Source organism: Streptomyces sp. NPDC021224, from assembly GCF_044332905.1.
Classification (GTDB): Bacteria; Actinomycetota; Actinomycetes; order Streptomycetales; family Streptomycetaceae; genus Actinacidiphila.
Genome location: NZ_JBIRPW010000006.1, coordinates 340,713 through 366,900, shown reverse-complemented (window position 1 = coordinate 366,900; position 26,188 = coordinate 340,713). Strand labels below are relative to the sequence as shown.

General features: G+C 71.9%; 24 protein-coding genes. 11 read left to right on the top strand and 13 right to left on the bottom strand.

What is annotated here, in order from left to right:
* Positions 1–43: 43 nt before the first annotated feature.
* Positions 44–439 carry a superoxide dismutase, Ni gene (gene sodN / locus ACH4PY_RS18190; RefSeq protein WP_031522406.1) on the bottom strand — a complete coding sequence of 132 codons (396 nt, stop codon included), beginning with the start codon at positions 437–439 and terminating at the stop codon, positions 44–46.
* Between the two features lie 138 nt (positions 440–577).
* Here sodN and sodX point away from each other — a divergent pair, with 138 nt between their 5' ends.
* Positions 578–1,003, top strand: a complete 426-nt coding sequence (gene sodX / locus ACH4PY_RS18185) for a nickel-type superoxide dismutase maturation protease (RefSeq protein ID WP_398183062.1) — start codon at positions 578–580, stop codon at positions 1,001–1,003.
* On the opposite strand, the gene ACH4PY_RS18180 is transcribed toward sodX, so the two are convergent.
* The 4 genes from ACH4PY_RS18180 to ACH4PY_RS18165 all read right to left on the bottom strand — a co-directional run bounded on the left by ACH4PY_RS18180 (position 907) and on the right by ACH4PY_RS18165 (position 4,480).
* Positions 907–1,539: a CGNR zinc finger domain-containing protein gene (locus tag ACH4PY_RS18180; protein ID WP_398183058.1), complete on the bottom strand. Its 633-nt coding sequence runs from the start codon at positions 1,537–1,539 to the stop codon at positions 907–909. The genes sodX and ACH4PY_RS18180 overlap by 97 nt on opposite strands.
* A 174-nt stretch (positions 1,540–1,713) precedes the next feature.
* On the bottom strand, positions 1,714–2,520 hold the full coding sequence (locus tag ACH4PY_RS18175) for an amino acid ABC transporter ATP-binding protein (protein WP_398183054.1): 807 nt from the start codon (positions 2,518–2,520) through the stop codon (positions 1,714–1,716).
* A gap of 3 nt (positions 2,521–2,523) precedes the next feature.
* Entirely contained in the window at positions 2,524–3,501 is a 978-nt protein-coding gene (locus ACH4PY_RS18170) for an amino acid ABC transporter permease (protein ID WP_398183050.1), read from the bottom strand.
* A 1-nt stretch (position 3,502) separates the two neighbouring features.
* Positions 3,503–4,480, bottom strand: coding sequence for an ABC transporter substrate-binding protein (locus ACH4PY_RS18165; RefSeq protein WP_398183047.1), 978 nt, complete (start codon positions 4,478–4,480; stop codon positions 3,503–3,505).
* 432 nt (positions 4,481–4,912) lie between these two features.
* On the opposite strand from ACH4PY_RS18165, the gene ACH4PY_RS18160 reads away from it, so the two are divergent.
* Both ACH4PY_RS18160 and ACH4PY_RS18155 read left to right on the top strand, forming a co-directional pair.
* On the top strand, positions 4,913–6,127 hold the full coding sequence (locus ACH4PY_RS18160) for an NADP-dependent malic enzyme (protein ID WP_398183044.1): 1,215 nt from the start codon (positions 4,913–4,915) through the stop codon (positions 6,125–6,127).
* Between the two features lie 447 nt (positions 6,128–6,574).
* Positions 6,575–8,605 (top strand): N-acetylmuramoyl-L-alanine amidase, encoded by a 2,031-nt coding sequence (locus ACH4PY_RS18155; RefSeq protein ID WP_398183041.1) that lies wholly within the window; start codon positions 6,575–6,577, stop codon positions 8,603–8,605.
* Positions 8,606–8,674: 69 nt separating this feature from the next.
* Here the strand turns inward: ACH4PY_RS18155 and ACH4PY_RS18150 are convergent, their stop codons facing one another.
* Positions 8,675–9,592 carry a MurR/RpiR family transcriptional regulator gene (locus ACH4PY_RS18150; protein WP_398183038.1) on the bottom strand — a complete coding sequence of 306 codons (918 nt, stop codon included), beginning with the start codon at positions 9,590–9,592 and terminating at the stop codon, positions 8,675–8,677.
* 150 nt (positions 9,593–9,742) lie between these two features.
* On the opposite strand from ACH4PY_RS18150, the gene ACH4PY_RS18145 reads away from it, so the two are divergent.
* From ACH4PY_RS18145 to ACH4PY_RS18130, 4 genes are all read left to right on the top strand, one after another.
* Complete coding sequence (locus ACH4PY_RS18145) at positions 9,743–10,642, top strand: 1-aminocyclopropane-1-carboxylate deaminase/D-cysteine desulfhydrase (RefSeq protein WP_398183035.1); 900 nt, start codon at positions 9,743–9,745, stop codon at positions 10,640–10,642.
* A gap of 55 nt (positions 10,643–10,697) precedes the next feature.
* A complete protein-coding gene (locus ACH4PY_RS18140; protein WP_398183032.1) occupies positions 10,698–11,246 on the top strand; it encodes a GNAT family N-acetyltransferase in 549 nt (182 codons plus the stop codon).
* Between the two features lie 200 nt (positions 11,247–11,446).
* Positions 11,447–11,860 (top strand): anti-sigma regulatory factor, encoded by a 414-nt coding sequence (locus ACH4PY_RS18135; protein WP_031520302.1) that lies wholly within the window; start codon positions 11,447–11,449, stop codon positions 11,858–11,860.
* A 123-nt stretch (positions 11,861–11,983) separates the two neighbouring features.
* Positions 11,984–13,000, top strand: a complete 1,017-nt coding sequence (locus ACH4PY_RS18130) for an RNA polymerase sigma factor SigF (protein ID WP_398183028.1) — start codon at positions 11,984–11,986, stop codon at positions 12,998–13,000.
* Positions 13,001–13,331: 331 nt separating this feature from the next.
* Here the strand turns inward: ACH4PY_RS18130 and ACH4PY_RS18125 are convergent, their stop codons facing one another.
* Positions 13,332–13,805 carry a hypothetical protein gene (locus ACH4PY_RS18125; protein WP_398183026.1) on the bottom strand — a complete coding sequence of 158 codons (474 nt, stop codon included), beginning with the start codon at positions 13,803–13,805 and terminating at the stop codon, positions 13,332–13,334.
* A gap of 48 nt (positions 13,806–13,853) precedes the next feature.
* Between ACH4PY_RS18125 and ACH4PY_RS18120 the strand changes: the two genes are divergently transcribed.
* Entirely contained in the window at positions 13,854–14,822 is a 969-nt protein-coding gene (locus tag ACH4PY_RS18120; protein WP_398183023.1) for a diacylglycerol/lipid kinase family protein, read from the top strand.
* A gap of 319 nt (positions 14,823–15,141) precedes the next feature.
* On the top strand, positions 15,142–15,399 hold the full coding sequence (locus ACH4PY_RS18115) for a WhiB family transcriptional regulator (protein WP_031520293.1): 258 nt from the start codon (positions 15,142–15,144) through the stop codon (positions 15,397–15,399).
* A gap of 117 nt (positions 15,400–15,516) precedes the next feature.
* Here the strand turns inward: ACH4PY_RS18115 and ACH4PY_RS18110 are convergent, their stop codons facing one another.
* Complete coding sequence (locus ACH4PY_RS18110; RefSeq protein ID WP_398183424.1) at positions 15,517–16,968, bottom strand: sensor histidine kinase; 1,452 nt, start codon at positions 16,966–16,968, stop codon at positions 15,517–15,519.
* 859 nt (positions 16,969–17,827) lie between these two features.
* Positions 17,828–18,913, bottom strand: coding sequence for an SIS domain-containing protein (locus ACH4PY_RS18105; RefSeq protein WP_398183019.1), 1,086 nt, complete (start codon positions 18,911–18,913; stop codon positions 17,828–17,830).
* 184 nt (positions 18,914–19,097) lie between these two features.
* Between ACH4PY_RS18105 and nagB the strand changes: the two genes are divergently transcribed.
* Positions 19,098–19,883 (top strand): glucosamine-6-phosphate deaminase, encoded by a 786-nt coding sequence (nagB, locus tag ACH4PY_RS18100; RefSeq protein ID WP_398183016.1) that lies wholly within the window; start codon positions 19,098–19,100, stop codon positions 19,881–19,883.
* A gap of 242 nt (positions 19,884–20,125) precedes the next feature.
* Here the strand turns inward: nagB and ACH4PY_RS18095 are convergent, their stop codons facing one another.
* The 4 genes from ACH4PY_RS18095 to ACH4PY_RS18080 are packed head-to-tail and all read right to left on the bottom strand — an operon-like array spanning position 20,126 to position 24,976.
* The gene (locus tag ACH4PY_RS18095; RefSeq protein WP_398183013.1) at positions 20,126–21,748 is read right to left on the bottom strand and encodes a glycoside hydrolase family 3 protein; all 1,623 of its coding nucleotides are present in this window, start codon (positions 21,746–21,748) and stop codon (positions 20,126–20,128) included.
* Entirely contained in the window at positions 21,745–22,629 is an 885-nt protein-coding gene (locus ACH4PY_RS18090; protein ID WP_398183009.1) for a carbohydrate ABC transporter permease, read from the bottom strand. Before ACH4PY_RS18090 ends, ACH4PY_RS18095 begins: the two co-directional genes overlap by 4 nt.
* The gene (locus ACH4PY_RS18085; protein WP_398183006.1) at positions 22,626–23,627 is read right to left on the bottom strand and encodes a carbohydrate ABC transporter permease; all 1,002 of its coding nucleotides are present in this window, start codon (positions 23,625–23,627) and stop codon (positions 22,626–22,628) included. The genes ACH4PY_RS18090 and ACH4PY_RS18085 overlap by 4 nt, the downstream gene beginning before the upstream one ends.
* 41 nt (positions 23,628–23,668) lie before the next feature.
* Positions 23,669–24,976, bottom strand: coding sequence for an extracellular solute-binding protein (locus tag ACH4PY_RS18080; protein ID WP_398183003.1), 1,308 nt, complete (start codon positions 24,974–24,976; stop codon positions 23,669–23,671).
* 319 nt (positions 24,977–25,295) lie between these two features.
* Between ACH4PY_RS18080 and ACH4PY_RS18075 the strand changes: the two genes are divergently transcribed.
* A complete protein-coding gene (locus ACH4PY_RS18075) occupies positions 25,296–26,066 on the top strand; it encodes a GntR family transcriptional regulator (RefSeq protein WP_031520277.1) in 771 nt (256 codons plus the stop codon).
* The last annotated feature ends 122 nt before the right edge of the window (positions 26,067–26,188 follow it).

Below are 26,188 nucleotides of genomic sequence, written 5' to 3'. Positions count from 1 at the left end.
CAGACGGCGCGGCCCGCGCGGTTGCGGGCCGGCCCGGTCCGGGTCAGGCCTTCTTGGTCTCCCAGAAGATCTTGTCGATCTCGGCGATCAGGTCCAGGGCCTTCTGCCCGGTGGCCGGGTCGTTGGAGGCCTTGGCGGCACTGAGGGCCTTCAGGGTGTCGTTCACCAGCTGGTGCAGCTGGGGGTACTTCTCGAAGTGCGGGGCCTTGAAGTAGTCGCTCCAGAGCACCGAGACGTGGTGCTTGGCCAGCTCCGCGCGCTGCTCCTTGATGACGACGGCGCGGGTACGGAAGTCCGCGTCCTCGTTGGCCTGGTACTTCTCCTGGACCGCCTTGACGGACTCGGCCTCGATGCGGGCCTGGGCCGGGTCGTACACGCCGCAGGGGAGGTCGCAGTGTGCGCTTACCTTCACCTTGGGCGCGAACAGGCGAGTGAACATGGCTGTCCTTCCTCGTGATCGTCTTTCAGGTGGGACATTACTCCCTGGAGGAGTCGTTTTCTCGGGTGCCCCAGGTGGCTTAGGCCAAAAGTCTGGTGACACCCTGGGGCTGGTGGAGGAACGAGCCGGGAGGCGGTAATGCGGGAGCAGGGGGCCAGGCTGTCGTGGCAGCTGGTCGAGGTCACGGGCCCGTCGATGGCGCCCACGCTGCTGAACGGCGACTGGCTGCTGGTGCAGAAGATCAGCAGCGGCGCCGAGCTGGTACGCGAGGGTGACGTCGTGATCATGCGCCATCCGCTGCAACAGGATCTGCTGATCGTGAAGCGGGCCGTGGAGCGGCGCGAGGGGGGCTGGTGGGTACGCGGCGACAACACCTTCGTGCAGAACGACAGCCGGGAGTTCGGCGTGGTGCCGGACGACCTGATCACCGCGCGGGCCCGCGGGCGGTTCCGGCCGCCGCGCGAGCTTCAGCGGTCGGTCGCCGGGGTCGCCTCGTGGGCCGCGTCGTGCGTACGGCCACTGCGGCCCGACCGGTCGCTCTCCAGGCGCTTGCGGGCGCGGTAGGCGGCGACGTTGGCGCGGGTGGCGCAGCGGTCGGAGCAGTAGCGGCGGGACCGGTTCGTCGAGGTGTCGACGTAGGCGTTGCGGCAGGGCGCCGCCTCGCACACGCCGAGCCGGTCCACGCCCAGCGTGGTGAGCTGGAAGGCCAGGCCCATGCAGGCGGTCGCGGAGTAGCCCGCGGTGGCGTTGACGGCCTGGTCGGCGAGGTGCATGTGCCAGTCGGGCCGCCCGGTCTCGTCGTCCAGGGTGTCGTGGCCGGAGATCTGCGGGCTGACCGGGAATTCCAGCATCAGCGCGTTGAGCAGGTCGACGGCCCGTACCTCGTCGCCCTCGTCGGCGGCCTCGAACACCCCGCGCAGCCGGGTGCGCACGGCGCGCAGCCGCGCGACGTCCGCCTCCACCGCCCGGGAGGCGGCGTGGGTGCCGGGCCCGAGCAGCTCCCGTACGGCGTCGGCCGAGGTGAGGGCGTCCTCGCCGCGCAGCGGCTGCTCGGTGTTGACCAGGCGCACGGCCAGGTCCGCGTAGTAGGCCAGATCCACGGTGGTCCTCTTGGTCCCTCGGTCCTCGTCCTCGGCGGGTGCCGCCGGGCCGCGTAACAGCCCGGTGGGCTTCCAGGCTATTACGCCGGGCAACACGCCCGGGGCCACCCGTCCGGCGGAAGGGCGGCCCGGGGGCGGAACCGGTGGCTCCTGGCGGGTCCCGGCGGGCCGCCGTCAGAGCACCTTGGACAGGAACGCCCTGGTCCGCTCGTGCTGCGGGTCGGCCAGCACCTCGCGGGGGCGGCCGGACTCGACGACGACACCGTCGTCCATGAAGACGAGCGAGTCGCCGGCCTCCCGGGCGAAGCCCATCTCGTGCGTCACCACGATCATGGTCATGCCGTCGTCGGCGAGGCCGCGCATCACGTCCAGGACGTCGCCGACCAGCTCCGGGTCGAGCGCGGAGGTCGGCTCGTCGAAGAGCATGAGCTTGGGCTCCATCGCCAGCGCGCGGGCGATGGCGACGCGCTGCTGCTGGCCGCCGGACAGCTGCGCGGGGTAGTTCGCGGCCTTGTCGGCCAGGCCCACCCGCTCCAGCAGCGCCCCGGCCCGCTCCCGGGCGGCGGCCCGGGACTCGCGCTTGACCTGGACGGGGCCCTCCATGACGTTCTCCAGCGCCGTCATGTGCGGGAAGAGGTTGAAGCGCTGGAAGACCATGCCGATGCCGCGCCGCCCGGCGGCCACCTCGCGGTCGCGCAGCTCGTGCAGCCGGTCGCCGCGCTGCCGGTAGCCGACGAGCACACCGTCGACGTACAGCCGCCCGGCGTTGATCTTCTCCAGGTGGTTGATGCAGCGCAGGAAGGTGGACTTGCCGGAGCCGGACGGGCCGATGAGGCAGCACACCTCGCCGGGCGCGACCTGGAGGTCGATGCCCTTGAGGATGTGCGCGGCGCCGAAGGACTTGTGGACGCTCTCGGCCCGCACCATCGGCTCCACCCCGGAGACCGGGGGGGCGGACTTGTCGAGGCTGGGGGTGCTCATGGGTCAGCCCACCTTCGGTCGGCGCAGGGTGGCCATGCCGGCCAGGTTGGCCCTGACCTTCTGCCACGGGGTCAGCGGCAGCGAGCGCTGCGAGCCGCGCGCGAAGCGCCGCTCCAGATAGAACTGGCCGACGCTGAAGACGCTGGTCAGCACCAGGTACCAGACGGACGCGACGAAGAACATCTCCATGATCGCGTTGGAGCTGACGCCGATGTCGGAGGTGGCGCGCAGCAGCTCCGCGTACTGCACGACCGACACCAGCGAAGAGGTCTTGAGCATGTTGATGAACTCGTTGCCGGTCGGCGGGATGATCACCCGCATCGCCTGCGGGAGCACGATCCTGGCCATCGTGCGCGGCCCGGTCATGCCGAGCGCGTGCGCGGCCTCCGTCTGGCCCTCGTCGACCGACTGGATGCCGGCCCGGACGATCTCCGCCATGTACGCGCCCTCGTTGAGGCCGAGGCCCAGCAGGGCGGCCACGAACGGGGTCATGACGGCGACGGTGTCGTTCTTGTACAGCGGCATCAGGTTGATCGTGTGGAAGATCAACGAGAGGTTGAACCACATGAGCAGCTGCACGTAGACCGGTGTGCCGCGGAAGAACCAGATGTACAGCCAGGCGACCGCGCCGGTGACCGGGTTCTTCGACAGCCGCATCACGGCGAACAGCACACCGAGCACCAGGCCCATGGCCATCGCGCACACCGAGATCAGCACGGTGTGCCAGACGCCGGTGAGCACCGTGTGGTCGAAGAGCTTGATCCCGACGGTGTGCCAGATGATCTTGCCCTGCGAGAAGCCGTACGCCAGCCAGCCCAGCAGCGCCACCACGACGACGGCGGCGACCCACCGCCCGTAGTGGCGTACCGGGACGGCCCGGATGGCCTCGTAGGGCAGCCCGGCGGGGGCGGGAGCCGGGACAGGTTCCGTGGAGGGGCCGGCCGCGTCCTCGGGGACGCGGCCGGCGGACGTCCCGCTCACGTCACGAGCCGCCGTTGATCGCGACGGCGGGGATCGCGCCCGTGGAGGCGTTCCACTTGTCCAGGATCTTCTTGTACGTGCCGTCCGCGACGATCGCGTCCATCGCGGCCTTCAGGGCATCCCGCAGCTGGGGGTCGTCCTTGCTCACCGCGATGCCGAAGGGCCCGGCGTCGAAGGGGTCGCCGGCCACCTCGAAGTCGGCGCCGTTGCTGGAGGTCTGGGCGATGTAGGCGGCCACCGGGGTGTCGTTGAGGTCGGCGACCGCGCCGCCGGCCTTGACCCGGGTCTGCGCCTCGGCGTCGGTGTCGAAGGCCTGGATCGTCAGACCCTTGGCGCCGCACGCGGTCTTCTGCTTCTTGAAGGCGTCCTCGTAGATCGTGCCGCGCTGCACGGCGACGGTCATGCCGCACAGGTCGGAGAGCTGCTTGACGCCCTTCGGGTTGCCCTTCTGCACCAGGAGCGAGGAGCCGGAGTTGTAGTAGTCGACGAAGTCGACCCCGTTGCCGATCTTCTTGCCCTTCTCGTCCAGACCCTGCTGGCGGGCCTTGGTGTCGCTCATAGCGGACATCACGATGTCCGAACGGCCGGTCTGGAGCGACGTGATGAGCCCGTCGAACTTGCCGTTGGTGAACTTGAACGTCACTCCGAGCTTCTCGCCGAGCGCCGCGCCGAGGTCCGGGTCGATACCGACGATCTGACCGTCCTTCGTCTGCTCCATCGGGGCGTACGAGGCGTCCGTGCCGACCTGGATGACCTTCGAGGACTGGTACTTCTGCGGCAGCTTGGCGAACAGCGAGTCGGGAGTCGCGCTGGTCGTGGCGCCGTCGGCGGCCGTGGAGGGGCTGCTGCCCGCCGCGGGCGAGTCGTCCTTGGTCTGGTCGCCGCACCCGGTCAGGACCAGGGCACCGGCCGCCGCGACGGCGGCGACCGCACTGAGCCGGGACAGGGCGGTGGTACGCCGGGACATGCGTGCCGTCATCGCTGCGTCCTCCTGAAGAGGTGAGTGGTGGTGCTCGGGGCTGGCACACGCCTTCGGGTGTCGCCACCGTGTGTGATCTGTGCATCTTGCCATCCGGACTGCGCCGCTCGGGGTCCCCGTTGTGTCAAAATCGCATAACGGGCGATCCCCGGGCTCCTCTCGGGCCGGCACACCACGGCAGGACCACGAGGGGGCCATGCCCGTCAGGGCCGCACGGCCACACGGTGGTTGCGGCTCGCGGTAACAGTCATCCGGTAGAACGGATTCTCACCCCTCATCCGGGGCCGGTGCGCGTGCGGCGCACCAGGCGTCCCCAGTCCGCCGATTCGCTCACTCGTTCGCCGTGGGCAGGACGCCGGCCCGCCTCCTCCCGTGCGCGCGCTCGCGTGCGGGACGAGCATTTCCCTCAACCACTGACAAAGGGGTCAACACGTGGCAATCGAGACCGTCAATCCCAGGACGGACGGCGATACCGGCGGCGACGCGGAGGACATCCCGCTCGATCCGGTCTTCGCGCTGCACCGCGGCGGCAAGATGGAGATCACCTCCACGGTGCCGGTGCGGGACGCCGCCGACCTGTCGCTCGCCTACACGCCCGGGGTGGCCGAGGTCTGCACGGCCATCGCCGAGGAACCGGAGCTGGTGCACGACTACACCTGGACGTCGCAGGCGGTGGCGGTGGTCACCGACGGCACCGCGGTGCTGGGCCTGGGCGACATCGGACCGCGCGCGTCACTGCCGGTCATGGAGGGCAAGGCGATCCTGTTCAAGCAGTTCGGCGGGGTCGACGCGGTGCCCATCGCGCTGGACTGCCGGGACGTCGACGAGATCGTGGAGACCGTGGTGCGGCTCGCCCCGTCCTTCGGCGGGATCAACCTGGAGGACATCTCCGCGCCGCGCTGCTTCGAGATCGAGCGGCGGCTCAAGGAGCGGCTGGACATCCCGGTCTTCCACGACGACCAGCACGGCACCGCCGTCGTCACGCTCGCCGCGCTGCGCAACGCCGCCACCCTGACGGGCCGCCGGCTCGACGGCCTGCGGGCCGTCATCTCCGGCGCCGGGGCGGCGGGTGTGGCCATCGCGCGCATCCTGCTGGAGGCGGGCATCGGGGACGTCGCGGTCGCCGACCGCAAGGGCGTGGTCCACGCCGGCCGCGACGACCTCAACCCGGTCAAGCGCGAGCTGGCGTCGTATACGAACCGCGCGGGGCTGACCGGCTCGCTGGAGGACGCGCTCGCGGGCGCGGACGTCTTCATCGGCGTCTCCGGCGGCACGGTCGCCGAGGCTGCGGTCGCGAGCATGGCGCCGGGCGCCTTCGTCTTCGCGATGGCCAACCCGACGCCCGAGGTCCACCCGGACGTGGCACGCCGGCACGCCGCCGTCGTCGCCACCGGGCGCAGCGACTTCCCCAACCAGATCAACAACGTGCTGGCCTTCCCTGGCATCTTCGCGGGCGCCCTCCAGGTGCGGGCCTCGGCCATCACCGAGGGCATGAAGCTCGCCGCCGCGGAGGCGCTGGCCGGGGTGGTCGCGGCCGAACTGAGCGCGGAGTGCGTCATCCCGTCGCCGTTCGACCCTCGGGTGGCGCCCGCGGTGACGGCGGCGGTCGCCGCCGCGGCGCGCGCGGAGGGCGTCGCCCGCCGCTGAGGCACGAGCGCCCGGACCGACCCCGGATGTGACGAGCGTCACATACTGGAAGGTGTCACAAAATCCGGGACGGCACAGTCTTAAGGCCGTCCGGAGTGACACCGGGCACCCCGAGCACCCCCGCGCGCCGGCTCCCCGTACCGGCGGACGGGGGTGCCGTACGTGACCGGCCCGCCCCCCGTACGGGGCGGGCCGGCCACCACCGCCGGGCCGCCGGCGTCCCGCCTCCCCGCCCGACGCCGCGCCCCGGCCGCGGGGCCCCCGGGAAAACCGCCCGGAACCGCGCACGATTCACCGGCTCCCACCGCTCCCCACCAGGACCCGGCAAAAACTTTCAGGATTTACGCCCCGGGTGTTGCTCGTTTCCACTCCTGCTCGTCAGGCTGCGCACTGCACGTATCTCTCCGCCTCTCACCGCACGCCCACCCGTACCGCGAGGGAGCCTGAATGCCGCGCCGCCCACACCGCACCGCCCGCCACACCCGCGCCCTGACGCTCGCCGCAGCCCTGGCGCTGCTCGGCGGGCTCACCAGCGCCGCCGCCGGGGGCGTGGCGACCGCCGGGGCCGCCGACCCGCAGACCGGGCGGCAGGCGGAGTTCACGGCGGCGGCACGGGAGTTCGGTGTCCCGCTGCCGGTCCTGGAGGCGGTGTCGTACTACGAGACGCGCTGGGAGGCGCACTCCGGCCAGCCCAACGCCGAGGCGGGCTACGGCCCCATGAACCTCACGAACCTGACGGCCGCCACGCTCGACGACGACGGCCTGAGCACCCAGTCCCCGCGCTACGCCGACCTGCTCACCGCCCCCGCCGAGCACACCGCGGGCGCCGCCGCCGCGCTGCTCGGCGCGGACACCGCGGCCGTCACCGGCGACGAGGCGCAGAACATCCGCGGCGGCGCCGCGCTGCTGGCCTCCTACGCGCGCGGCTACGGCCACGGGCGGCTGCCGCGCACCACCGACGGCTGGTACGCGGCCGCGGCCCGCTACAGCCAGTCCACCGAGGACACCGTCGCCCAGGCCTTCGCCGACGGGGTGTGGTCCACGCTGGCCGCGGGCGCCTCCCGCACCACCGCCGACGGCCAGCTGATCACCCTGACCCCCGTCCGCCACCTGCACCCGAACCGCGCGGACGTCCGCAAGCTCGGCCTGAAGGAGGTGACGCCGCCGAGGAGCAGCACCCCCGCCGAGTGCCCGAAGTCGCTGCACTGCGACGTCATCCCCGGCGCGTACACCCTGCTCGACCCCTCGGACCTCGCCGACTACGGCAGCCACGACCTCGCCGACCGGCCGAACGGCGACCTCGACATCCGCTACATCACCCTGCACAGCACCGACGAGACCTACGACGGCACCCTCGACCTGTTCCGCGACCCGACCTACGCGGCCGGCGCGCACTACGTCGTACGGTCCGGCGACGGCCAGGTCACCCAGATGATCCCCACCGAGGACATCGCCTGGGACAGCGCCAACCGGTCCTTCTACCAGCACTCCGTCGGCATCGAGCAGGAGGCGTGGGCCACCCACGGCGCCACCTGGTTCAGCGAGGACCTCTACCGCTCGACCGCCTCACTGGTGCGCTACCTCGCCGCGAAGTACGACATCCCGCTGGACCGCGCGCACATCCTCGGCCACGACAACATCCCCGGCGGCACCGAGGCGGGCATCGCCACCCAGCACTGGGACCCGGGCCCCGGCTGGGACTGGGAGCACTTCTTCGACCTGCTGGGCGCGCCCATCCGGGCGACCGCCCCGGCCGGCAGCCCCACCGTCGCCGTCAAGCCGGGCTACGCGCACAACCTCCAGTCCACGACCTACTGCGACGACGTGCAGGGCTACAAGCAGTTCCCCGGCCCCTACCGCAGCTTCGACTGCCCGGTCTCCGCGCCCGGCCAGGCCGCCTCGTTCGTGCCGCTGCACACCGCGCCCAGCACCGACGCGCCGCTGGTCGCCGACCCGTACCTGCACCCGGACGGCTCGGCCGGGACGACGGCCATGAACGACTGGGGCGACAAGGCGCCCGCCGGTGAGCAGTACGTCGTCGCGGACCGGGTGCCCGGCTGGACGGCGATCTGGTGGGGCGGCACGAAGGCGTGGCTCCAGGACTCCGCCGCGCACCCCACGACCGTGCCCGTCAAGGCCGAGCGCATCGTGCCCAAGCCCGGCCGGACCTCCGTGCCCGTCTACACCACGGCCTACCCCGAGGCGTCCGCCTACCCCGCCGACTTCGTCGCCTTCGAGGGCGGCACCGCGCCGCGCCCGCAACTGGCCCGCGCCAAGTACACGATCCCGGCCGGGCAGTCCTACGTCGCCGCCGGTCCCGCCGTGCGCACCGACTCCTACTTCGCCATCTACTACGACGGCTCGGCGCCGTACGACCAGCACGACTTCCTCGGGCAGACCAAGGTGTACGAGATCGTCTACAACCACCGGGTCGCCTTCGTGAACGCCGCCGACGTGGACCTCGTCCCCGCCGGCTGACGACTCGCGGTTCCCCGCGCCGATGGGGGGCGCGGGGGACCGCGGGTGAGCCCGTGCCCGCCGCCCGGCTCAGGCCGGGCGGTCGGACTCCAGGGCTTCGTGCGTCAGGTGCAGGGCGCGCGAGGACTTGTCGTACGTACGCTGCGCCACACACACGAACAGGCAGTCGACGACGACCAGCTGGCTGATGCGCGAGGCCATCGCGCCCGGCCGGAAGGTCGTCTCCCGGCCCGCCGAGACCAGCACGTGGTCGGCGGTCCTGGCCGCCGTCGACAGCGGGTGGTTGGTGATCACCACGGTGGTCGCGCCCTCGGCCGCGGCCCGCCGCAGCGGCTCCAGGACGTCGCGGCTCTCCCCCGAGTGCGACACCGCGAGGAAGACGTCGCCGGGGCCCAGCAGCACCGCGCTGGTCAGCGCCGACTGCGAATCGGTGTGCGCGTGGCAGGCCCGCCCGATGCGGGCCAGCTTCTGCTGGAGGTCCTGGGCGACCAGCCCCGAGGCGCCGACCCCCGCGATGTGCAGCTGCCCGCCGCCGACCACGGCGCGCACAGCGCCGTCCAGCGCCTCCGGGTCGAGCTGGGTCGCCGTCTCGCGGACGGCCTGGGTCTCGGTGTGGACGAGCTTGCCGATGACGGTGGCCGCCGAGTCGTCCGGGCTGATGCCCGAGGTGAGCGTCGAACGCGGCTCCTGCTTGGCCGCCGACACCGCGAGCGCGAGCCGCAGCTCCGGGTAGCCCGCGAAGCCCAGCGCGCGGGCGGTGCGGACGATCGACGACTCACTGGTGCCGGCCAGCGTGCTGAGTTCGGAGATGGTGCTGCGGGCCACCTGCGCCGGATCCTCCACGATCAGCGTGGCGATCCGGGCGGCGGCGGGGGTGAGCGAGGGCAGCAGCCCCCGCACCATCGCGGTGAGAGCGTCGGCCGAGTCACTGGGCGCAGTGGCGTCGAGGGACCGGTCGGTGGGTGGTTCCTGGACTATGTGGTACACCCGACCAAGGATGCACCCGGCAAAGCCCCTTCTGGGAACCGTGGGGGCGAAATCCCGCCCCGTGGACAGCGGCCGCCGTCCACCGCCGGACGGCCCGGCCCGCGCTACGCGTGTCACACGTCCGGGTGACACCCGGGGGACAATGTCCGGGTGAGCACCCCCGCCCCTCCCCCGCCCTCCCCGCTGGCCCCGCGGCCGCCCTCACCACTGACCGAGGCCGCGGACGAACGGCTGGCCCGGCACGGGGTACGGCTGCTGCTCAAACGCGACGACCTGGTGCACCCCGCGCTGCCCGGCAACAAGTTCCGCAAGCTGCGGCCCAACCTCGCCGCCGCCCTGGAGCAGGGCCACGACACGCTGCTCACCTTCGGCGGCGCCTACTCCAACCACCTGCGGGCCGTCGCCGCCGCCGGGCGCCTGCTGGGCCTGCGCACCGTCGGCGTGGTCCGCGGCGAGGAGCTGGCCGGCCGCCCCCTCAACCCGTCCCTCGCGCGGGCCGCCGCCGACGGCATGGAGCTGGACTTCACCGACCGCGCCGCCTACCGCCGCAAGGACACCCCCGAGCTGGTCGCCGCGCTGCTGGCTCGCCACGGCCGCGCCTACGTCCTCCCGGAGGGCGGCTCCAACGCGGCCGCCGTACGGGGCTGCGCCGAACTGGGCCGGGAGCTGCGCGGCGCCGCCGACGTGGTGGCCGTCGCGTGCGGCACGGGCGGCACGCTCGCGGGCCTGGCAGCCGGGCTGGACGACACGCAGACCGCCCTCGGCTTCCCCGTGCTGCGCGGCGACTTCCTCGACGCCGAGGTGCTGCGCCTCCAGCAGGCCGCCTACGGCGCCCGCCGCGGCCGCTGGCGGCTGGAGCCGCGCTTCCACCACGGGGGCTTCGCCCGCAGCACCCCCGAACTGGCCGCCTTCGCCGCGGACTTCGCCGAACGGCACGGCCTGGTGCCGGAACCGGTGTACGTCGCGAAGATGCTGCACGGCGTCATGACGCTGGCGGACGAGGGCGCCTTCCCGCCGGGCACCCGCGTCGCCGCGGTGATCACCGGATGATGTGCTCCCGTGCGCCCCTTACGCCTGTCACATGAAGCGACCGTAATCTTGGGGCATGATCCGCGCCGCGACGCCCGCCGATGTGCCCGTCCTGCACGCCCTGATCCGCGAACTCGCCGACTACGAGAAGGCGTTGAGCGAGGCCAGGGCCACCGAGGAGCAGCTGCGGGAAGCCCTCTTCGGCCCCGACCCGGTCGCCCACGCGCTCGTCGCCACGGACGGCCCGGACGCCGAGCCGGTCGGCTTCGCGCTGTGGTTCCGCAACTTCTCCACCTGGACCGGCACACCCGGCCTCTACCTGGAGGATCTGTACGTACGGCCGCAGGCGCGCGGCGCCGGGCACGGCAAGGCGCTGCTGGCCGCGCTCGCCGCGATCTGCGTGGAACGCGGCTGGTCGCGCTTCGAGTGGGCGGTGCTCGACTGGAACGAGAAGGCGCTCGCCGTCTACCGCGCGGTCGGCGCCCGCCCGCAGGACGAGTGGACCGTGCAGCGGCTGACCGGCCCGGCCCTGGCGGCGCTCGCCGCGCAGGCCCCCGGCGCCCCGGGCACCGGAACCGGCGCGGGCACCGGCACCGACAACCCGGCGAACCCGTATGCGAATTGAGACCCCCACCCCTGACGGACCGTCCGTACCCTTGCGCTTACCATGGGTGACAGCGCGGTATCGCGCTCGCACCCCGCGCGGGCCGCGGACCGGTTCACCCATGGCGGCGACCGTCCTCCGTCCGGGCGACAGCAGGGCGCGGATCGCGATAGCGTCGCTGCGAACCAGAGCAATCACTGTGTGCCACCGTGGAGGTGAGGGTGTCCCAGAGCGCAGGCGACCCCGGGTCGAAGGACTTCGTCGAGGTCCGGCTGCCCGCGGCAGGGGCGTATCTGTCGGTGTTGCGGACGGCCACGGCCGGACTGGCGGCACGGCTGGACTTCACCCTCGACGAGATCGAGGACCTGCGGATCGCCGTCGACGAGGCGTGCGCGATCCTGCTCCAGCAGGCGGTCCCCGGCAGCGTGCTGAGCTGCGTCTTCCGGCTCGTCGGGGATTCGCTGTGGGTGACCGTCGCGGCCCCCACGACCGACGGGCGGGCACCGGAGCGCGACACGTTCGCCTGGACGGTGCTCTCCGCGCTGGCCGGCGAGGTGGACTCCACCGTCGCGGAGGACAAGACGGTCAGCATCAGTCTGCACAAGAAGCGCGGCGCCGTTCCAGGGCTGTCGTGACACCGGCGGGCGCGGCGGCGGCCCCGCCGCCCGCACCGCCCAGGTCAGCGTGTCCCCGGTCCAGCTGCGGGCCGGTGACGGTACAACCGTGCAGGAATCGACGGGGAAGACGGGGATATCGCGATGAGTGCTGAGCTGTCCCGGGACGAGAACCCCGGCACCCCCGCGGAGCGCGACGTGCCCGCGGCGCGCGGCCGAGCCGCGCTGCCCGCCCAGGCCCCGGACCGCTCGGCCCCGGCCGGGCAGCAGCGGCGGCACACGGCGGGCGAGGGCGCCAGGCCCCACCCCGTCGATCCCGCAGACCGGAACGACGTGGATGAAGACGCGGCGGAGCAGGCGACGACGATGGACCAGGAGCACGCGCACGACCAGCAGGAGCACGACCCGCAGGACCGCTCCGGGGCGCGGGCCCTCTTCGTCGAGCTGAGCAAGCTCCCGGAGGGCTCCCCCGAACGGGCCGAGCTGCGCAACCAGCTCGTCCGGATGCACCTGCCGCTGGTCGAGCACCTCGCCCGCCGCTTCCGCAACCGCGGCGAGCCGCTCGACGACCTCACCCAGGTCGCCACGATCGGCCTGATCAAGTCGGTGGACCGGTTCGACGTCGACCGCGGCGTCGAGTTCTCGACGTACGCGACGCCCACGGTCGTCGGCGAGATCAAGCGGCACTTCCGCGACAAGGGCTGGGCCGTACGCGTCCCCCGCCGCCTCCAGGAACTGCGCCTCGCCCTCACCACCGCGACCGGCGAACTCTCCCAGCGGCACGGCCGCGCCCCCACCGTCCACGAACTCGCCGAGCACCTCAAGATCTCCGAGGAAGAGGTCCTGGAGGGCCTGGAGTCCGCGAACGCGTACAGCACGCTCTCCCTCGACGTCCCCGACACCGACGACGAGTCCCCCGCCGTCGCCGACACCCTCGGCTCCGAGGACGAGGCCCTGGAGGGCGTCGAGTACCGCGAGTCCCTCAAACCGCTGCTGGAGCAGTTGCCGCCGCGGGAGAAGACGATTCTGCTGCTGCGGTTCTTCGGCAATATGACGCAGTCGCAGATCGCGCAGGAGGTGGGCATCTCCCAGATGCACGTCTCGCGCCTTCTCGCGCGGACCCTCGCGCAGCTGCGCGACAAGCTCCTCATCGACGAGTAGCCCCTCGTCGGGCGCCCCCCGTTTCCCGGGGCCCGCCCCGGAGCCCCGCGCCGGGCAGCACGCGTTTTTTTGGGGCGCGTGGGGGCACCTCCCAGCCCCCACCGGGGCGCCGGTCGGATACCGACCCAAAGGGTCTCTTCGGTCCGTACCGGACCACCGGCCGGTGGGTGGTTGCTCGCGCAGTTCTCCCCCAGGCTCCGCCTGGGAGGTGCCCCCACGCGCCCCTGAAAACGTGTGCCCAGCGGCGCAGCCGCACCCTCGGAAACGGGGGCCCGGCGCGGCGCGCGCAAGCTCCCTGGAAACGCTCGTCCCCCTGCGTAAGGGGGAGGTCCTAGTGGTTGAGGCGGCGGATGCCGAGCGCGTCCGTGGTGGCCGGGTGGGCGAGGAGGACAAGGCCCGCGAGGGCCAGAAGGCCGAGCACGGCGCCGCCCGCCACCACCCCTCCGGAGGACGAGCGCAGCATGGTCCACGCCACGGGCAGCGCCAGCAGCTGCATGATGAGCGCGGGGCCGCGGCTCCAGCGGCGCGCCTGGCGCAGCCCGTACGCCGCGGACAGCGGGATCGCCGCGAAGACCAGGACGGTGAGCCCGGCGAGCACCGCGTGGTCGCTGCCCGTGAAGAACATGGTGACGCCCCACACGGCGATGACGAGCCCTTCGAGCCCGGCGATGGCGGCGGCGCCGTGCAGCCGGGCGCGCCCGCCGCGCGTGGGAGCGGCCGGTACGGGCTCGGCGGCCTCTTCCGCGGGCTCCGCCGCGACGGTGGTGTCGAGGTCGGGCGCGGGGTCCTGGGGGGTCTGGCTCACACCACTCAGCGTAGCCCGAGCCGAAAAAGCGTAGGTACGCTATCGACCATGCGTGCACTTCTCGTCGTCAACCCTGCCGCGACCACCACCAGCGCTCGGGTGCGCGACGTGATCAGCACCGCATTGGCCAGCGACCTGAAGCTGGAGGTCGCCACGACCGAGTACCGCGGGCATGCCCGCGATCTGGCGCGGCGCGCGGTGGAGGGCGGTCAGACCGAGCTGGTCGTCTCGCTCGGCGGCGACGGCACGGTCAACGAGGTGGTGAACGGGCTGCTGCACCACGGCCCCGACCCGGAGGCGCTGCCGCAGCTCGCGGTGGTGCCCGGTGGCTCCACCAATGTCTTCGCCCGCGCGCTGGGGCTGCCCAACGACGCCGTGGAGGCGACCGGGGCGCTGCTGGACGCGCTGCGCGCCGGGTCGTCGCGCACGGTGGGGCTGGGGCTGGTGAGCGGCACGCCGGGGACCGAGGACGAAGGGGTGCCGGACCGCTGGTTCACCTTCTGCGCGGGCCTGGGGTTCGACGCCGGCGTGGTGGGGCGGGTGGAGCAGCAGCGGGAGCTGGGCAAGCGTTCGACGCATGCGCTGTATCTGCGGCAGGTGGCCCGGCAGTTCGTCGCCGATCCGAACCGCAGGAGCGGGACGATCACGCTGGCGCGGCCGGGCGAGGAGCCGCTGGCCGGGCTGTCGACGGCGATAGTGTGCAATGCCGCACCGTGGACGTATCTGGGCAACCGTCCTATTTACGCATCTCCCGACGCATCCTTCGACACCGCGCTTGACCTGCTGGGCATTCGCAAGATGTCCGCATTGTCGGGAACGCGTTACGCTGCACAGTTGCTCCGGTCCACTCCGGAGCGCGGCCCGCGCGGCAAGCACGCGGTCGCACTGCACGATCTGACCGACTTCACCTTGCAATCGCAGGCTCCACTGCCCTTCCAGGTGGACGGTGACCACCTGGGGCTGCGTACGAGTGCGACCTTCACAGGCGTACGCCGTGCACTGCGTGTGATTGTGTAAGTCGAAGAGCCTAAAGTCCTTTTACTCGAACGTTTAGGCTGCCCCGCACCCCATGGAAGTACGGCTGTGATCGACGCGACACCGAGGAATCAAAAAAAACTTCCTTGAAGGGGTTGTATCTCCAGCCGAGGTTTGCGAGTCTCTACATGGCGATCGGGACGGCCGACCAACCGGCCCCCTTGAGAGCCCGAATCTGAGACCTCACACCGCGGGACTGCACCAGTGAAGACTGGGTGGCGTCCCGTTCCCTGTGAAGGGATTCGTGAAAGCGTTCACATTCACAAGCAACGAGCTTGTCACACGAGGAGTTGGAGCAGCCATGGACTGGCGTCACCGCGCCGTTTGCCGCGAGGAAGACCCTGAGCTCTTCTTCCCCATCGGCAACACCGGTCCTGCGCTGCTGCAGATCGAGGAAGCCAAGGCCGTCTGCCGCCGCTGCCCCGTCATGGAGCAGTGCCTGCAGTGGGCGCTCGAAAGTGGTCAGGACGCCGGTGTCTGGGGTGGCCTCAGCGAGGACGAGCGTCGCGCGATGAAGCGCCGCGCCGCCCGCAACCGGGCCCGCAACGCCAGCGCCTGACGCGCAACACCTTCCGACCGAGCCGCAGCGCGCAGCACCTGTCCCACGCGCAGCACGCAGCATCCGGAAGCCCCCGTACCAATGGCGGTACGGGGGCTTTCGCGTGTCCGCGAACGGTCAGCCGGTGAGCGGGAGTTCGAGGATGACCCGGGTGCCGCGGTCCGGTGCGGGCACCATGTCGAAGGTGCCGCCCAGCTCGCCGACCACGAGGGTGCGGACGATCTGCAGGCCCAGGTTGCCGGTCTGCTGCGCGTCGAAACCGGGCGGCAGGCCGCGGCCGTCGTCCTGCACCGTGATGGTGATCAGCTCCCGGCCGCGGGTCGCGGTGATGTCGACCGAGCCCGACTCCCCCGGCCCGAAGCCGTGTTCGAGGGCGTTCTGCAACAGCTCGGTCAGCACCATCGACAGCGGGGTGGCCGTCCGCGCGGTCAGCACGCCGAAACGGCCGGAGCGGCGGGCGGTGACCCGGCCCGGGGAGATCTCGGCGACCATCGCCAGCACCCGGTCGGCGATCTCGTCGAACTCCACGCGCTCGTCCAGTGTCTGGGACAGCGTCTCGTGCACGATGGCGATCGAGCCGACCCGGCGCACCGCCTCCTCCAGCGCGGAACGGGCACTCGCCGAGTCCATCCGGCGGGCCTGCAGCCGCAGCAGCGCCGCGACCGTCTGAAGGTTGTTCTTCACCCGGTGGTGGATCTCCCGGATGGTCGCGTCCTTGGTCATCAACTCGCGCTCGCGCCGCCGCAGTTCGGTGACGTCGCGGAGCAGCACCAGCGAACCGGTGCGGACCCCCTTGGGCTTGAGCGGGATCGCGCGCAGCTGGATGACCCCGTCACCGCCCTCGACCTCGAACTCCCGCGGCGCCCAGCCGCTCGCCATCGTCACGAGCGCCTCGTCCACCGGCCCGCTCGACTCCGGGGCCAGCTCCGCGGTGGTCTTGCCCAGGTGGTGGCCGACCAGGTCGGCGGCCAGCCCGAGCCGGTGGTAGGCGGACAGCGCGTTGGGGCTCGCGTACTGCACGGTGCCGTCGGCGTCCAGCCGGATGAGCCCGTCACCGGCCCGCGGCGAGGCGTCCATGTCGACCTGCTCGGCCGGGAAGGGGAAGGAACCGGCCGCGATCATCTGCGCGAGGTCGCTGGCGCTCTGGAGGTAGGTGAGCTCCAGCCGGCTGGGGGTGCGGACGGTCAGCAGGTTGGTGTTGCGGGCGATCACGCCCAGCACCCGGCCGTCGCGCCGTACGGGGATGGACTCGACCCGTACGGGGACCTCCTCGCGCCACTCCGGGTCGCCCTCGCGGACGATCCGCCCCTCGTCGAGCGCGGCGTCCAGCAGCGGCCGCCGCCCGCGCGGCACCAGGTGGCCGACCATGTCGTCCTGGTACGACGTCGGGCCGGTGTTGGGGCGCATCTGCGCGACCGAGACGTACCGCGTGCCGTCCCGGGTGGGCACCCACAGCACGAGGTCCGCGAAGGACAGGTCGGACAGCAACTGCCATTCGGACACCAGCAGGTGCAGCCATTCCAGGTCGGAGGCGTCCAGCGCGGTGTGCTCGCGTACGAGGTCGTTCATGGAGGGCACGTCTGCGAGCGTACCCGCAGGCCCCAGGGGGGTGCGCCCGGCGGGTTTTGCGGGCACACTTTGTTCAGGCGCGGCACGAAATCGGGGCCGACCCATTTACAGGGCCCATTGGTCTAGTCCACAATGGGCGCCGGAACACGACGTCCGCCCTCCCCGCACAGGAGCGCGGAACGAGGCGGGGCGTTCTCTGCCCTGACTACGCCGCCGCCTCGCTGTCGGCGCCTAACGGGTCCGCGGGGACCGCACACCCCGTCGGCCACGGCCGCCGGCGCAAGCTCCGGGCTGCGGTGCGATGAGGCTGAGGGTCCTCTCTGCACCGCGGCCCGAAGTTGTCTCCGGGCCTCGGCGCAGACCCGGCCCCTCCTCCGCCCCGCCGGGCTGTCGGGCCTTCCGCCCCTGCGGGGCGAGCCTTGCCCCGCAGGGCACCCGTTTCAGGCTGCACCTACGCTGCGGGGCTCCCCTTTTTCGGGCTGCGCCCGCGCTGGGGGGGGTGAGCGTTTTTTCAGGCTGCGCCCGCGCGGGGGGCACCCGTTTTCGGGCTGCGCCCGCGCCGCAGGGCACCCGTTTTCGGGGCTGCGGCTGCGCCGTGGGGCACCCGTTTTTAGGGGCGCGGGGAACTGCGCGACCAGCCCCCACCGGGGCGCGGGTCGGATACCGACCCAAAGGGTCGCTTCGGTCCGATCCGGACCACCGGCCGGTGGGGGCTGAGCGCGCAGTTCTCCCCCAGGCTCCGCCTGGGAGGTGCCCCCACGCGCCCCTGAAAAACGGGCGCTGTGCGACGCAGGGCTCCGGGGCGCCCCCTGGTTTGTTGCCCGGCGCGGCATGCGCGGGCCCTACGCGGTAGGGAGGGTCAACGGGTCTCCGTGATTTTGGCGATGGCTCGCGGGGAGTCGGGGTTCTGGCCGCGCGCCATCGCGACCTCGTAGGCCAGCCGCTGGAGGGGCAGGATCTCCAGGACGGGCTGCAGCGCCTCCTGGAGGTGCTGGGTGGGGAGGGCGAAGCCCCCCGACGCCGCGCGGACCGCGGCTTCGGGGCCGACCACCACCAGGTCGGCCCCTCTGCTGCGGAGCCGGTCCAGGACCGGCTGGAGCGCCTGACCGCCACGCCCCTCCGTCACGATCGCGATGACCGGCGAGATGTTGTCGACCATGGCCAGCGGCCCGTGCAGCAGGTCCGCCCCGGAGTAGGACAGGGCGGGCACGTAGCTGGTCTCCATGAGCTTGAGGGCGGCCTCCTTGGCCGTGGGGTAGCCGTAGCCGCGGGACGTGATGACCATGCGCTCGGCGAAGCGGTAGCGGCCCGCGAGGTCGCGTACCTCGTCACCGCGGTCGAGGACGCGCTCGGCGAGCTCGGGCAGGCCCTGGGCGGCGGGGAGGCCGTCCTGGCCGCCCAGGGCGGTCACGAAGAAGTACAGGGCCAGCAGCTCCGCCGTGTACGTCTTGGTCGCCGGGAGGGCCCGCTCCGGGCCCGCGAGGAGGTCGATGTGGAATTCGGCGACCTCGGCGAGCGGCGAGTCGGGGTTGTTGGTCAGCGCCAGCGTGATCGCCCCGGCCTCCCGGGCGGCCTGCGTGGTGGCGGTGAGGTCGGGTGACCCGCCGGACTGGCTGACGGCCACCACGAGGACGTCGGCGAGCTGCGGCCGGGCCCCGTACGCGGTGATCGTGGACATGGAGGCGAGGCCGCACGGCAGGCCCAGCTCGACCTCGATGAGGTACTTCGCGTAGAGGGCCGCGTGGTCGGAGGTGCCGCGCGCGCTGAGCAGCACGAAGCGGGGGCGGCGGCCCGCGACGGCGCGGGCGGTCGCGGTGATGTCCGGGACCGCCCGGTCGAGGATGCGCCGCAGGACCGCGGGCTGCTCGGCCATCTCCGCCGCCATGATCGCGCCGGGCCGTTCCGCGCCGCGGGCCGGGCCCGGGGGCGCCGTGCCGTCCGTCATGTCCACCCGCCTCCGTCCCGCCGGGGAGCACTCCAACAGTCGACCACAGGAGGCGGCGGCCCGCGCGCGGAGCGGGCCGCCGCGCGGGGTGCCGGCAGGGGTACGGGTGGCCCTCGGCCTGCGGGGGAACACCTGCTAGATTGGTCTATACCACACTCACCGCTCCAGAAACGGCAGGCCCAGCGTGGAAGTTGTCATCGTCCCGGACGCGGCGGCAGGCGGCGAAGTGATCGCGGAGACCATGGCCGCGCTCATCCGCCGCAAGCCCGACGCGCTGCTCGGGGTCGCCACCGGCTCCACCCCGCTGCCCGTCTACCAGGCGCTCGCCGCCAAGGTCCGCGGCGGCGCGGTGGACGTCTCCCGCACCCGGGTCTGCCAGCTGGACGAGTACGTGGGCCTGCCGGCCGGCCACCCCGAGTCGTACCGCTCCGTGGTGCTGCGCGAGGTCGTGGAGCCGCTCGGGCTGTCCCCGGAGTCCTTCATGGGCCCGGACGGCAGCGCGGAGGACGTACAGGGCGCGTGCGAGGCGTACGACGCGGCTCTCGCCGCCGCGGGCGGCGTGGACCTCCAGCTGCTGGGGATCGGCACGGACGGGCACATCGGCTTCAACGAGCCGTGCTCGTCGCTGGCCTCGCGCACCCGGATCAAGACGCTCACCGAGCAGACCCGGGTCGACAACGCCCGCTTCTTCGACGGCGAGATCGAGCAGGTGCCGCACCACGTCATCACGCAGGGCATCGGGACGATCCTGGAGGCCCGCCACCTCGTGCTTCTCGCCACGGGCGAGGGCAAGGCGGAAGCGGTGGCGCAGAGCGTGGAGGGCCCGGTCGCCTCGGTGGTGCCCGCGTCCGCGCTCCAGCTCCACCCGCACGCGACGGTGGTCGTCGACGAGGCGGCCGCGTCCAAGCTGAAGCTTGCGCCCTACTTCCGGGCGACCTTCGCGGCGAAGCCGCACTGGCAGGGGCTGTAGCCCCTGCCGCGTGGGGGCTCTCTGCGGCGCAGGGGGGCTCGTTTTAGGGGCGCGTGGGGGCACCTCCCAGGCTCCGCCTGGGAGGTGCCCCCACGCGCCCCTAGTAGTTGCCCGGCGCGGCAGGCGCAGCCTGAAACGCTCACCCCGCGCCGCATGCGCAAGGCGAAATGCCGGACGCCGGGCTCGGCTCAAGGATTACGGCCGGGCCCGGCGTCCGGGTCAAAGCGCCCCCCGCGAAGGGGTCAGCGCGCGCTGACGATCGCCTCCGCGGCAGCCTCACCGCAGACGCGGGCCGCGCCGTGCGTGGCGAGGTGGAGCGCTCCCGTGGGCGGAGCCTGCGGGACGCCCATCTCGACGACCACCGTGTCGGGGCGGGCGGCGACCACACCGGCCAGCGCCTCGGACATCCACGCGTGCCGGTGGACGTCGCGGACGACGGCGACGATCCGCCGCTCCCCCGCCGCCGCCAGGACCTGCGCGGCGACCTCGGGGGCCTCGGGGCCCTCGGGGGCCTCCTCCGAAGCATCGGCCGGCTCCTCCGCCGACTCCGCCTCCTCCGCGGCGCGGTACGTACCGGTCTCCGTACCCGGCAGCAGCCGTTCGAGCTCGGCGGCGACGCCCCAGGGGGTGTCCTCGCCGACCGCGATGTTGGCCACCGGGGTGAAGGCCGCGACGTAGGGCGCGGACTCCAGGGGGGCGAAGCCCGGTGCGCGGGTGACGCGCAGGGCGCGGCGGGCGGCCTCCAGGCCGACCTCGGAGGCCTCGGCCTCGCCGGGGGCGGCCGCGGTGCTGCCGGGTGCGGTCCCCTCCGCTGCGCCCGGCCGCTGCGCCGCCGCCCACGCGGCGAGGTCGCGGACCCGCTCGGCCGCGTCGGCGAGCCGTTCGCGGGACAGCTCGCCGGCTTCGACGGCGTCCACGATCGCGTCCCGCAGGGCGAGCACGGTCTCCTCGTCGGCGAGGCCGCCGCCGACGCAGATCGCGTCGGCGCCGGCGACCAGCGCGAGGACGGTGCCGCGCTCGATGCCGTACGTCGCCGAGATGGCCTGCATCTCCATGCCGTCGGTGACGATGAGGCCCTCGTGGCCGAGGCCGCCGCGCTCGCGGGGTGCGCGCAGCAGGCCGGTGAGCGCGGCGGGGCTGAGGGTCGCGGGCAGTTCGGGGTCGAGGGCGGGCACGAGGATGTGCGCGCTCATCACGACCTTGCTGCCCGCGGCGAGGGCGGCGCGGAAGGGCACCAGCTCGCGGGAGTGCAGGGTCTCCAGGTCGACGTCGATACGCGGCATGTCGTGGTGCGAGTCGACGGCGGTGTCGCCGTGGCCGGGGAAGTGCTTGACGCACGCGGCCACGCCCGCGGACTGCAGGCCTTCGACGTAGGCGGCGGTGTTGCGGGCGACCAGGTCGGGGTCGGCGCCGAAGGAGCGCACGCCGATGACCGGGTTGTCCGGGTCGGAGTTGACGTCGGCGGAGGGCGCCCAGTTGAGGTTCACCCCGCAGTCGGCGAGCCGGCGGCCCAGCTCGGCGGCGACCGCGCGGGTGAGCTTGACGTCGTCGACGGCGCCGAGCGCGAGGTTGCCCGGGAAGGACGATCCGCCGCGCGCCTCCAGCCGGGTGACGTCGCCGCCCTCCTCGTCGGCGGCGACGAGCACGTCCGGCCGCACCGCGCGCAGCTGGGCGGTGAGCGCGGCCAGCTGCGCGGGCGACTCGATGTTGCGGGCGAACAGCGCGACCGCGCCCAGGCCCTCGGCGAGCTGCCGCAGCAGCCACTCGGGGGCCTCGGTGCCCTCGAAGCCCGGCTGCAGGACGGTGAGCGCGTCGCGTACGAGCGACGGCGCGGGCGTGTCGGTGCCGGTGACGGCGGCGGTCATCCCTTCACCGCCCCGGCGGTGAGGCCGGCGGCCATCTTGCGCTGCACGAGCAGGAAGAGGATCACCACGGGGATGCCCATCATGGTGGAACCGGCCATCATCGGCGCGTACTCGGTGCCGTGCTGGGTGGTGAAGGTGCCGAGCCAGACGGTGGCCGTCTCGTGCTCCTGGCTCATCACCAGCAGGGCGTAGAGGAACTCGTTCCAGGCCTGGATGAAGCCGTAGATCGAGGTCGCGACCAGGCCGGGGGCCAGCAGCGGGAAGACGACGCGGACGAAGGCGCCGGTGCGGCTGCACCCGTCGACCATCGCGGCCTCTTCGAGCTCCTTGGGGATGTTGACGATGAAGCCGCGCAGCGTCCAGACCGTGAAGGGCAGGATGAAGGTCAGGTACGTCAGCACCAGGCCGCTGAGCTTGTCGATCTGGTGGATCTGGTTGAGCAGCAGGAAGACCGGGATGATCATCGCGACCAGCGGGACCATCTGGACGGTCAGGATGCCGACGATGACGGCCTTGCGGCCGCGGAAGGCGAAGCGGGAGATCGCGAGCGCCGCGAGCAGGCCGATGACCGCGCCGACCACGACGGTGGAGGCGCTGACGATCAGGCTGCGCTCGACCGGGCCCCAGAAGTCGGAGATGTTCAGGGCGCGCCGGAAGTTCTCCAGCGACACCGGGAACGGGAAGAAGTGCGGCTTGGGGTCGATCGCGTCCTTGGCCGGCTTGAAGGCCGTGTTGACCATCCAGTAGACCGGGAAGACGGTCACCACGAAGACCAGCAGGCCGAGGACGTTCCAGCCGATCTTGGCCTTGCGCCTGCGGCGCTCGGCCGCGGTGGCGGTGATCACCGGGGCGGCGCTCGGCCGCGAGGTCAGGGCGCTCATTCCACCTCTCCGATCTTCAGCATCTGCCGCATGTACACCGCGACCACGCCGAGCAGCAGCAGGACGGTCAGCAGCGCGATGGCGGAGCCGGCGGCGTAGTCGTTGACGCCGAAGGCCTTTTCGTACGAGTAGGTGGTCAGCAGCTGGAACTCCGGCTCGGGGTGGCCGCCGCGCATGAGCCAGACCTGGGCGAAGACGCCCATGTCCCAGATGACCGAGAGCGTGGTCATCATGACGACCAGCGGCTTGATGATCGGGAACGTCACGTAGCGGAATACCCCGAAGGCCGCGGCGCCGTCGAGCCGGGCCGCCTCCTCCAGCTCCTTGGGCACCTGGGTGAGGCCGGCGCCCAGGGTGATCACGACGAACGGGATCGCGCCCCACACCACCTGGAGCATGATCACCGACAGGCCCTCGGGACCGGAGGCGAACCAGTTGTGCCCGGTGTAGTCCACACCCGGCAGCTTGGTCAGCACCCAGTTCACGACGCCGTAGTCGCTGTCGAACATCCACTTGAAGACGGTGACGGCCACGACCACCGGCATGGCCCAGCTCGCGACGAGCGCGATGTTCACCAGGGTCCGCACCCAGCCGGACACGCGCTGCAGCAGCAGCGCGATCAGCATGCCGAGCACCATGGTGAGGATGACCGCGGCGCCGGCGAAGACGATGGTGCGGACGACGACGTCCCAGAACTCGCTGTCCTTGAGGATCGTCGTGTAGTTGTCGAAGCCCACCCAGGTGGCGGGCTTGAAGCCCCACAGCTGGGGCTTCTTGTAGTCCTGGAAGGACAGGACGCCCAGCTTGATCAGCGGGTAGCCCAGCACCAGCACCAGCACGAGGAGGCAGGGTGCCAGCAGCAGCCAGGGGGTCAGCGCCCGGCTGATGTGGACCCGGCGACCGCGTGCGGCGCGGCGTCTCCCGGGGCCGTGCCCGGGAGGTGATGAGTGCCGCCGTGGCGGCGGCACCTTGGTGGTGGTGGTCTCGGCGGCACTCATCACGTGCTCCTCAGCGGTCCTGGTCTACGTTGCGAGGATGGTCAGTTCTTGACGTTGAGGACCTTGTCCATGGCCGCGTCAGCCGTCTTGGCCGCGTCCTGGACGGAGGCCTTGCCGGTGGCGATGTTCTGCAGCATGGTCTGGAGGGTCTGCGCCTTCTCCACGGTGCCCCAGCCGGGCGCGGTCGGAACGAACCAGCTCGAACCCGCGGCGGTCGCGGTGACCGCGGAGGCCGGGTCGCTCTTCAGCGTCTCCAGCTGCGTGTTGTTGTTCGGCAGGTTGCCCTTGCTCATGAGGACCTTCTGGCCCGCGGTGTTCGTGAAGTCGTTGATCCACTCGGCCGCCAGGTCGGCGTTCTTCGACTTCGTGGGGATCGCCAGGTCCGAGCCGCCGAGGAAGACCGGCAGGTTCTTGCCGGACGGGCCCGGCATGACGAAGTTCTCCAGGTTGTCCTTGAGCTTGCCGCCGGTCTTGTCGAACTTCGGGTCGGCCGCGGACGGGCCCTCCCAGCCGGGGGCGAAGATCAGGTCGGACTTGCCCTGGCCGTAGACGATGTAGCGGTCCGACTCGTCCTTGGTGAGGTCGCCGTGCATGTACTTGCCCATGGCGTCCTTCCAGGCGGTGAGGCCCTGGATGGCCTGCGGGCTCTCCAGCGAGCCCTTCCACTGGCCGCCCTCGTTGGTGGCGATGGCGCCGCCCGCGTCGTAGACGAAGGACATGGCCGCGTACCAGTCACGGGAGGGCTGGTACCAGGCGTTGAACTTCGCGCCCTGCTTGGACTGGATCTTGTCCAGGTCCTGCGTCAGCTCGGTCCAGTTCTTCGGGGTGGCCTTGATGCCGGACGCGGCGGCGATGTCCTTGCGCCACGTGGCGATGCGGGCGGCGGCGTAGTAGGGCACGCCGTACGTCTTGCCGTCGTAGCTGACGGACTGCTTGAGGGCGTCCAGCCACTGGGCGGAGTTGTCGAACTTCGACGGGTCGACCTCGGCGAACGCGCCTTCGGCCATGTAGGGCACCATCTCGGAGTTGCCCATCTCCACGACGTCGGGCGCCTTGTCGGTGGCGAGCACGGCGTCCAGCTTGGCATTCTTGTCCGGCCAGGCGTAGTACTCGTGCTTGACCTTCAGACCCGGGTGCTTCGCGGTGAGGGCGTCGTCAGCCGTCTTGATCAGTTCCGGCCAGTTGTGCTGCGCGTCCACCGTCAGCCAGACGGTGATCGACGACGCGCTGGACCCCTTGTCGCCCCCCGACGACGAGGCCTTGTTGTCGTCCTTCTTGTCCGATCCACATGCCGCGATACCGACGATCATGGTCGCGACGCCGATCGCCGCGATGAGCTTGCGCTTCACGCCACCCTCCTCAGGATGCCCGAAACTCCCCCCACCGCCGGAAATGCCGGACTCCGCGTACGCCGCGGAGTCCGATACTTGCTCGTGGGTCTGGGATTTGGTCGTTAATGGTTTAGACCAGTACCGGGAGCTTGGCCTAGACCTTTAGGGGTGTCAAGGGTGTATAAGAACACCCGTCGGGTCTGTTATCGGACCGACACCTGAGGGGGACCAGGACCCCGCCGCCTCTCTCCCGCGGAGCCGCGCGTGCCACCATGTGAGCCGCGATCAACGGAGGAGCCGGACCACGGCAGCACGAGCGCAGTCGGGAGTAGACGTCATGGAGAGCGACGCGGTCACCAGTGCGGAGACGACGACGGGCGGCACCGCCGGCCGTACCGCACGGGTGCCCAAGTACTACCGGCTCAAGCGCCATCTGCTGGACATCACCCAGACCATGCCGCCCGGCACCCCGGTCCCGCCCGAACGCACCCTCGCCACCGAGTTCGACACCTCCCGTACCACCGTCCGGCAGGCCCTCCAGGAGCTCGTCGTCGAGGGCCGGCTGGAGCGTATCCAGGGCAAGGGCACCTTCGTGGCCAAGCCCAAGGTCTCGCAGGCGCTGCAACTGACCTCCTACACCGAGGACATGCGCGCCCAGGGCCTCGAACCCACCTCCCAGCTGCTGGACATCGGCTACATCACCGCCGACGACCGGCTCGCCGGACTGCTGGACATGAAGGCCGGCGGCCGCGTGCTGCGCATCGAGCGGCTGCGGCTCGCCAACTCCGAGCCGATGGCCATCGAGACCACCCACCTGTCCGCCAAGCGCTTCCCGGCGCTGCGCCGCAGCCTCGCCAAGTACACCTCGCTCTACACCGCGCTGGCCGAGGTCTACGACGTCCGGCTCGCCGAGGCCGAGGAGACCATCGAGACGTCGCTGGCGACCCCGCGCGAGGCCGGACTGCTGGGCACCGACGTGGGCCTGCCGATGCTGATGCTCTCCCGGCACTCGATCGACACCACGGGTGAACCGGTCGAGTGGGTGCGCTCGGTCTACCGCGGCGACCGGTACAAGTTCGTGGCCCGCCTCAGCCGCCCGACCGACTGACACAGGTGCCCCTACCGGTGCTTTCCGGTCACCCGCGCGGCTGACCTGGGAAGGAATCCGTGCACGGGTAGTGACTGCCGACGCTAGCCTCCCCTAGATTTCCTGGCCATTACACGCTGCTC

Bases quoted from the DNA above. Each gene is read 5' to 3' on its own strand.
- sodN (WP_031522406.1), bottom strand. From the start codon at position 439: ATGTTCACTCGCCTGTTCGCGCCCAAGGTGAAGGTAAGCGCACACTGC.
- sodX (WP_398183062.1), top strand. From the start codon at position 578: ATGCGGGAGCAGGGGGCCAGGCTGTCGTGGCAGCTGGTCGAGGTCACG.
- ACH4PY_RS18175 (WP_398183054.1), bottom strand. From the start codon at position 2,520: ATGAGCACCCCCAGCCTCGACAAGTCCGCCCCCCCGGTCTCCGGGGTG.
- ACH4PY_RS18165 (WP_398183047.1), bottom strand. From the start codon at position 4,480: ATGACGGCACGCATGTCCCGGCGTACCACCGCCCTGTCCCGGCTCAGT.
- ACH4PY_RS18155 (WP_398183041.1), top strand. From the start codon at position 6,575: ATGCCGCGCCGCCCACACCGCACCGCCCGCCACACCCGCGCCCTGACG.
- ACH4PY_RS18140 (WP_398183032.1), top strand. From the start codon at position 10,698: ATGATCCGCGCCGCGACGCCCGCCGATGTGCCCGTCCTGCACGCCCTG.
- ACH4PY_RS18130 (WP_398183028.1), top strand. From the start codon at position 11,984: ATGAGTGCTGAGCTGTCCCGGGACGAGAACCCCGGCACCCCCGCGGAG.
- ACH4PY_RS18120 (WP_398183023.1), top strand. From the start codon at position 13,854: ATGCGTGCACTTCTCGTCGTCAACCCTGCCGCGACCACCACCAGCGCT.
- ACH4PY_RS18115 (WP_031520293.1), top strand. From the start codon at position 15,142: ATGGACTGGCGTCACCGCGCCGTTTGCCGCGAGGAAGACCCTGAGCTC.
- ACH4PY_RS18110 (WP_398183424.1), bottom strand. From the start codon at position 16,968: ATGAACGACCTCGTACGCGAGCACACCGCGCTGGACGCCTCCGACCTG.
- ACH4PY_RS18105 (WP_398183019.1), bottom strand. From the start codon at position 18,913: ATGACGGACGGCACGGCGCCCCCGGGCCCGGCCCGCGGCGCGGAACGG.
- ACH4PY_RS18095 (WP_398183013.1), bottom strand. From the start codon at position 21,748: ATGACCGCCGCCGTCACCGGCACCGACACGCCCGCGCCGTCGCTCGTA.
- ACH4PY_RS18090 (WP_398183009.1), bottom strand. From the start codon at position 22,629: ATGAGCGCCCTGACCTCGCGGCCGAGCGCCGCCCCGGTGATCACCGCC.
- ACH4PY_RS18085 (WP_398183006.1), bottom strand. From the start codon at position 23,627: ATGAGTGCCGCCGAGACCACCACCACCAAGGTGCCGCCGCCACGGCGG.
- ACH4PY_RS18075 (WP_031520277.1), top strand. From the start codon at position 25,296: ATGGAGAGCGACGCGGTCACCAGTGCGGAGACGACGACGGGCGGCACC.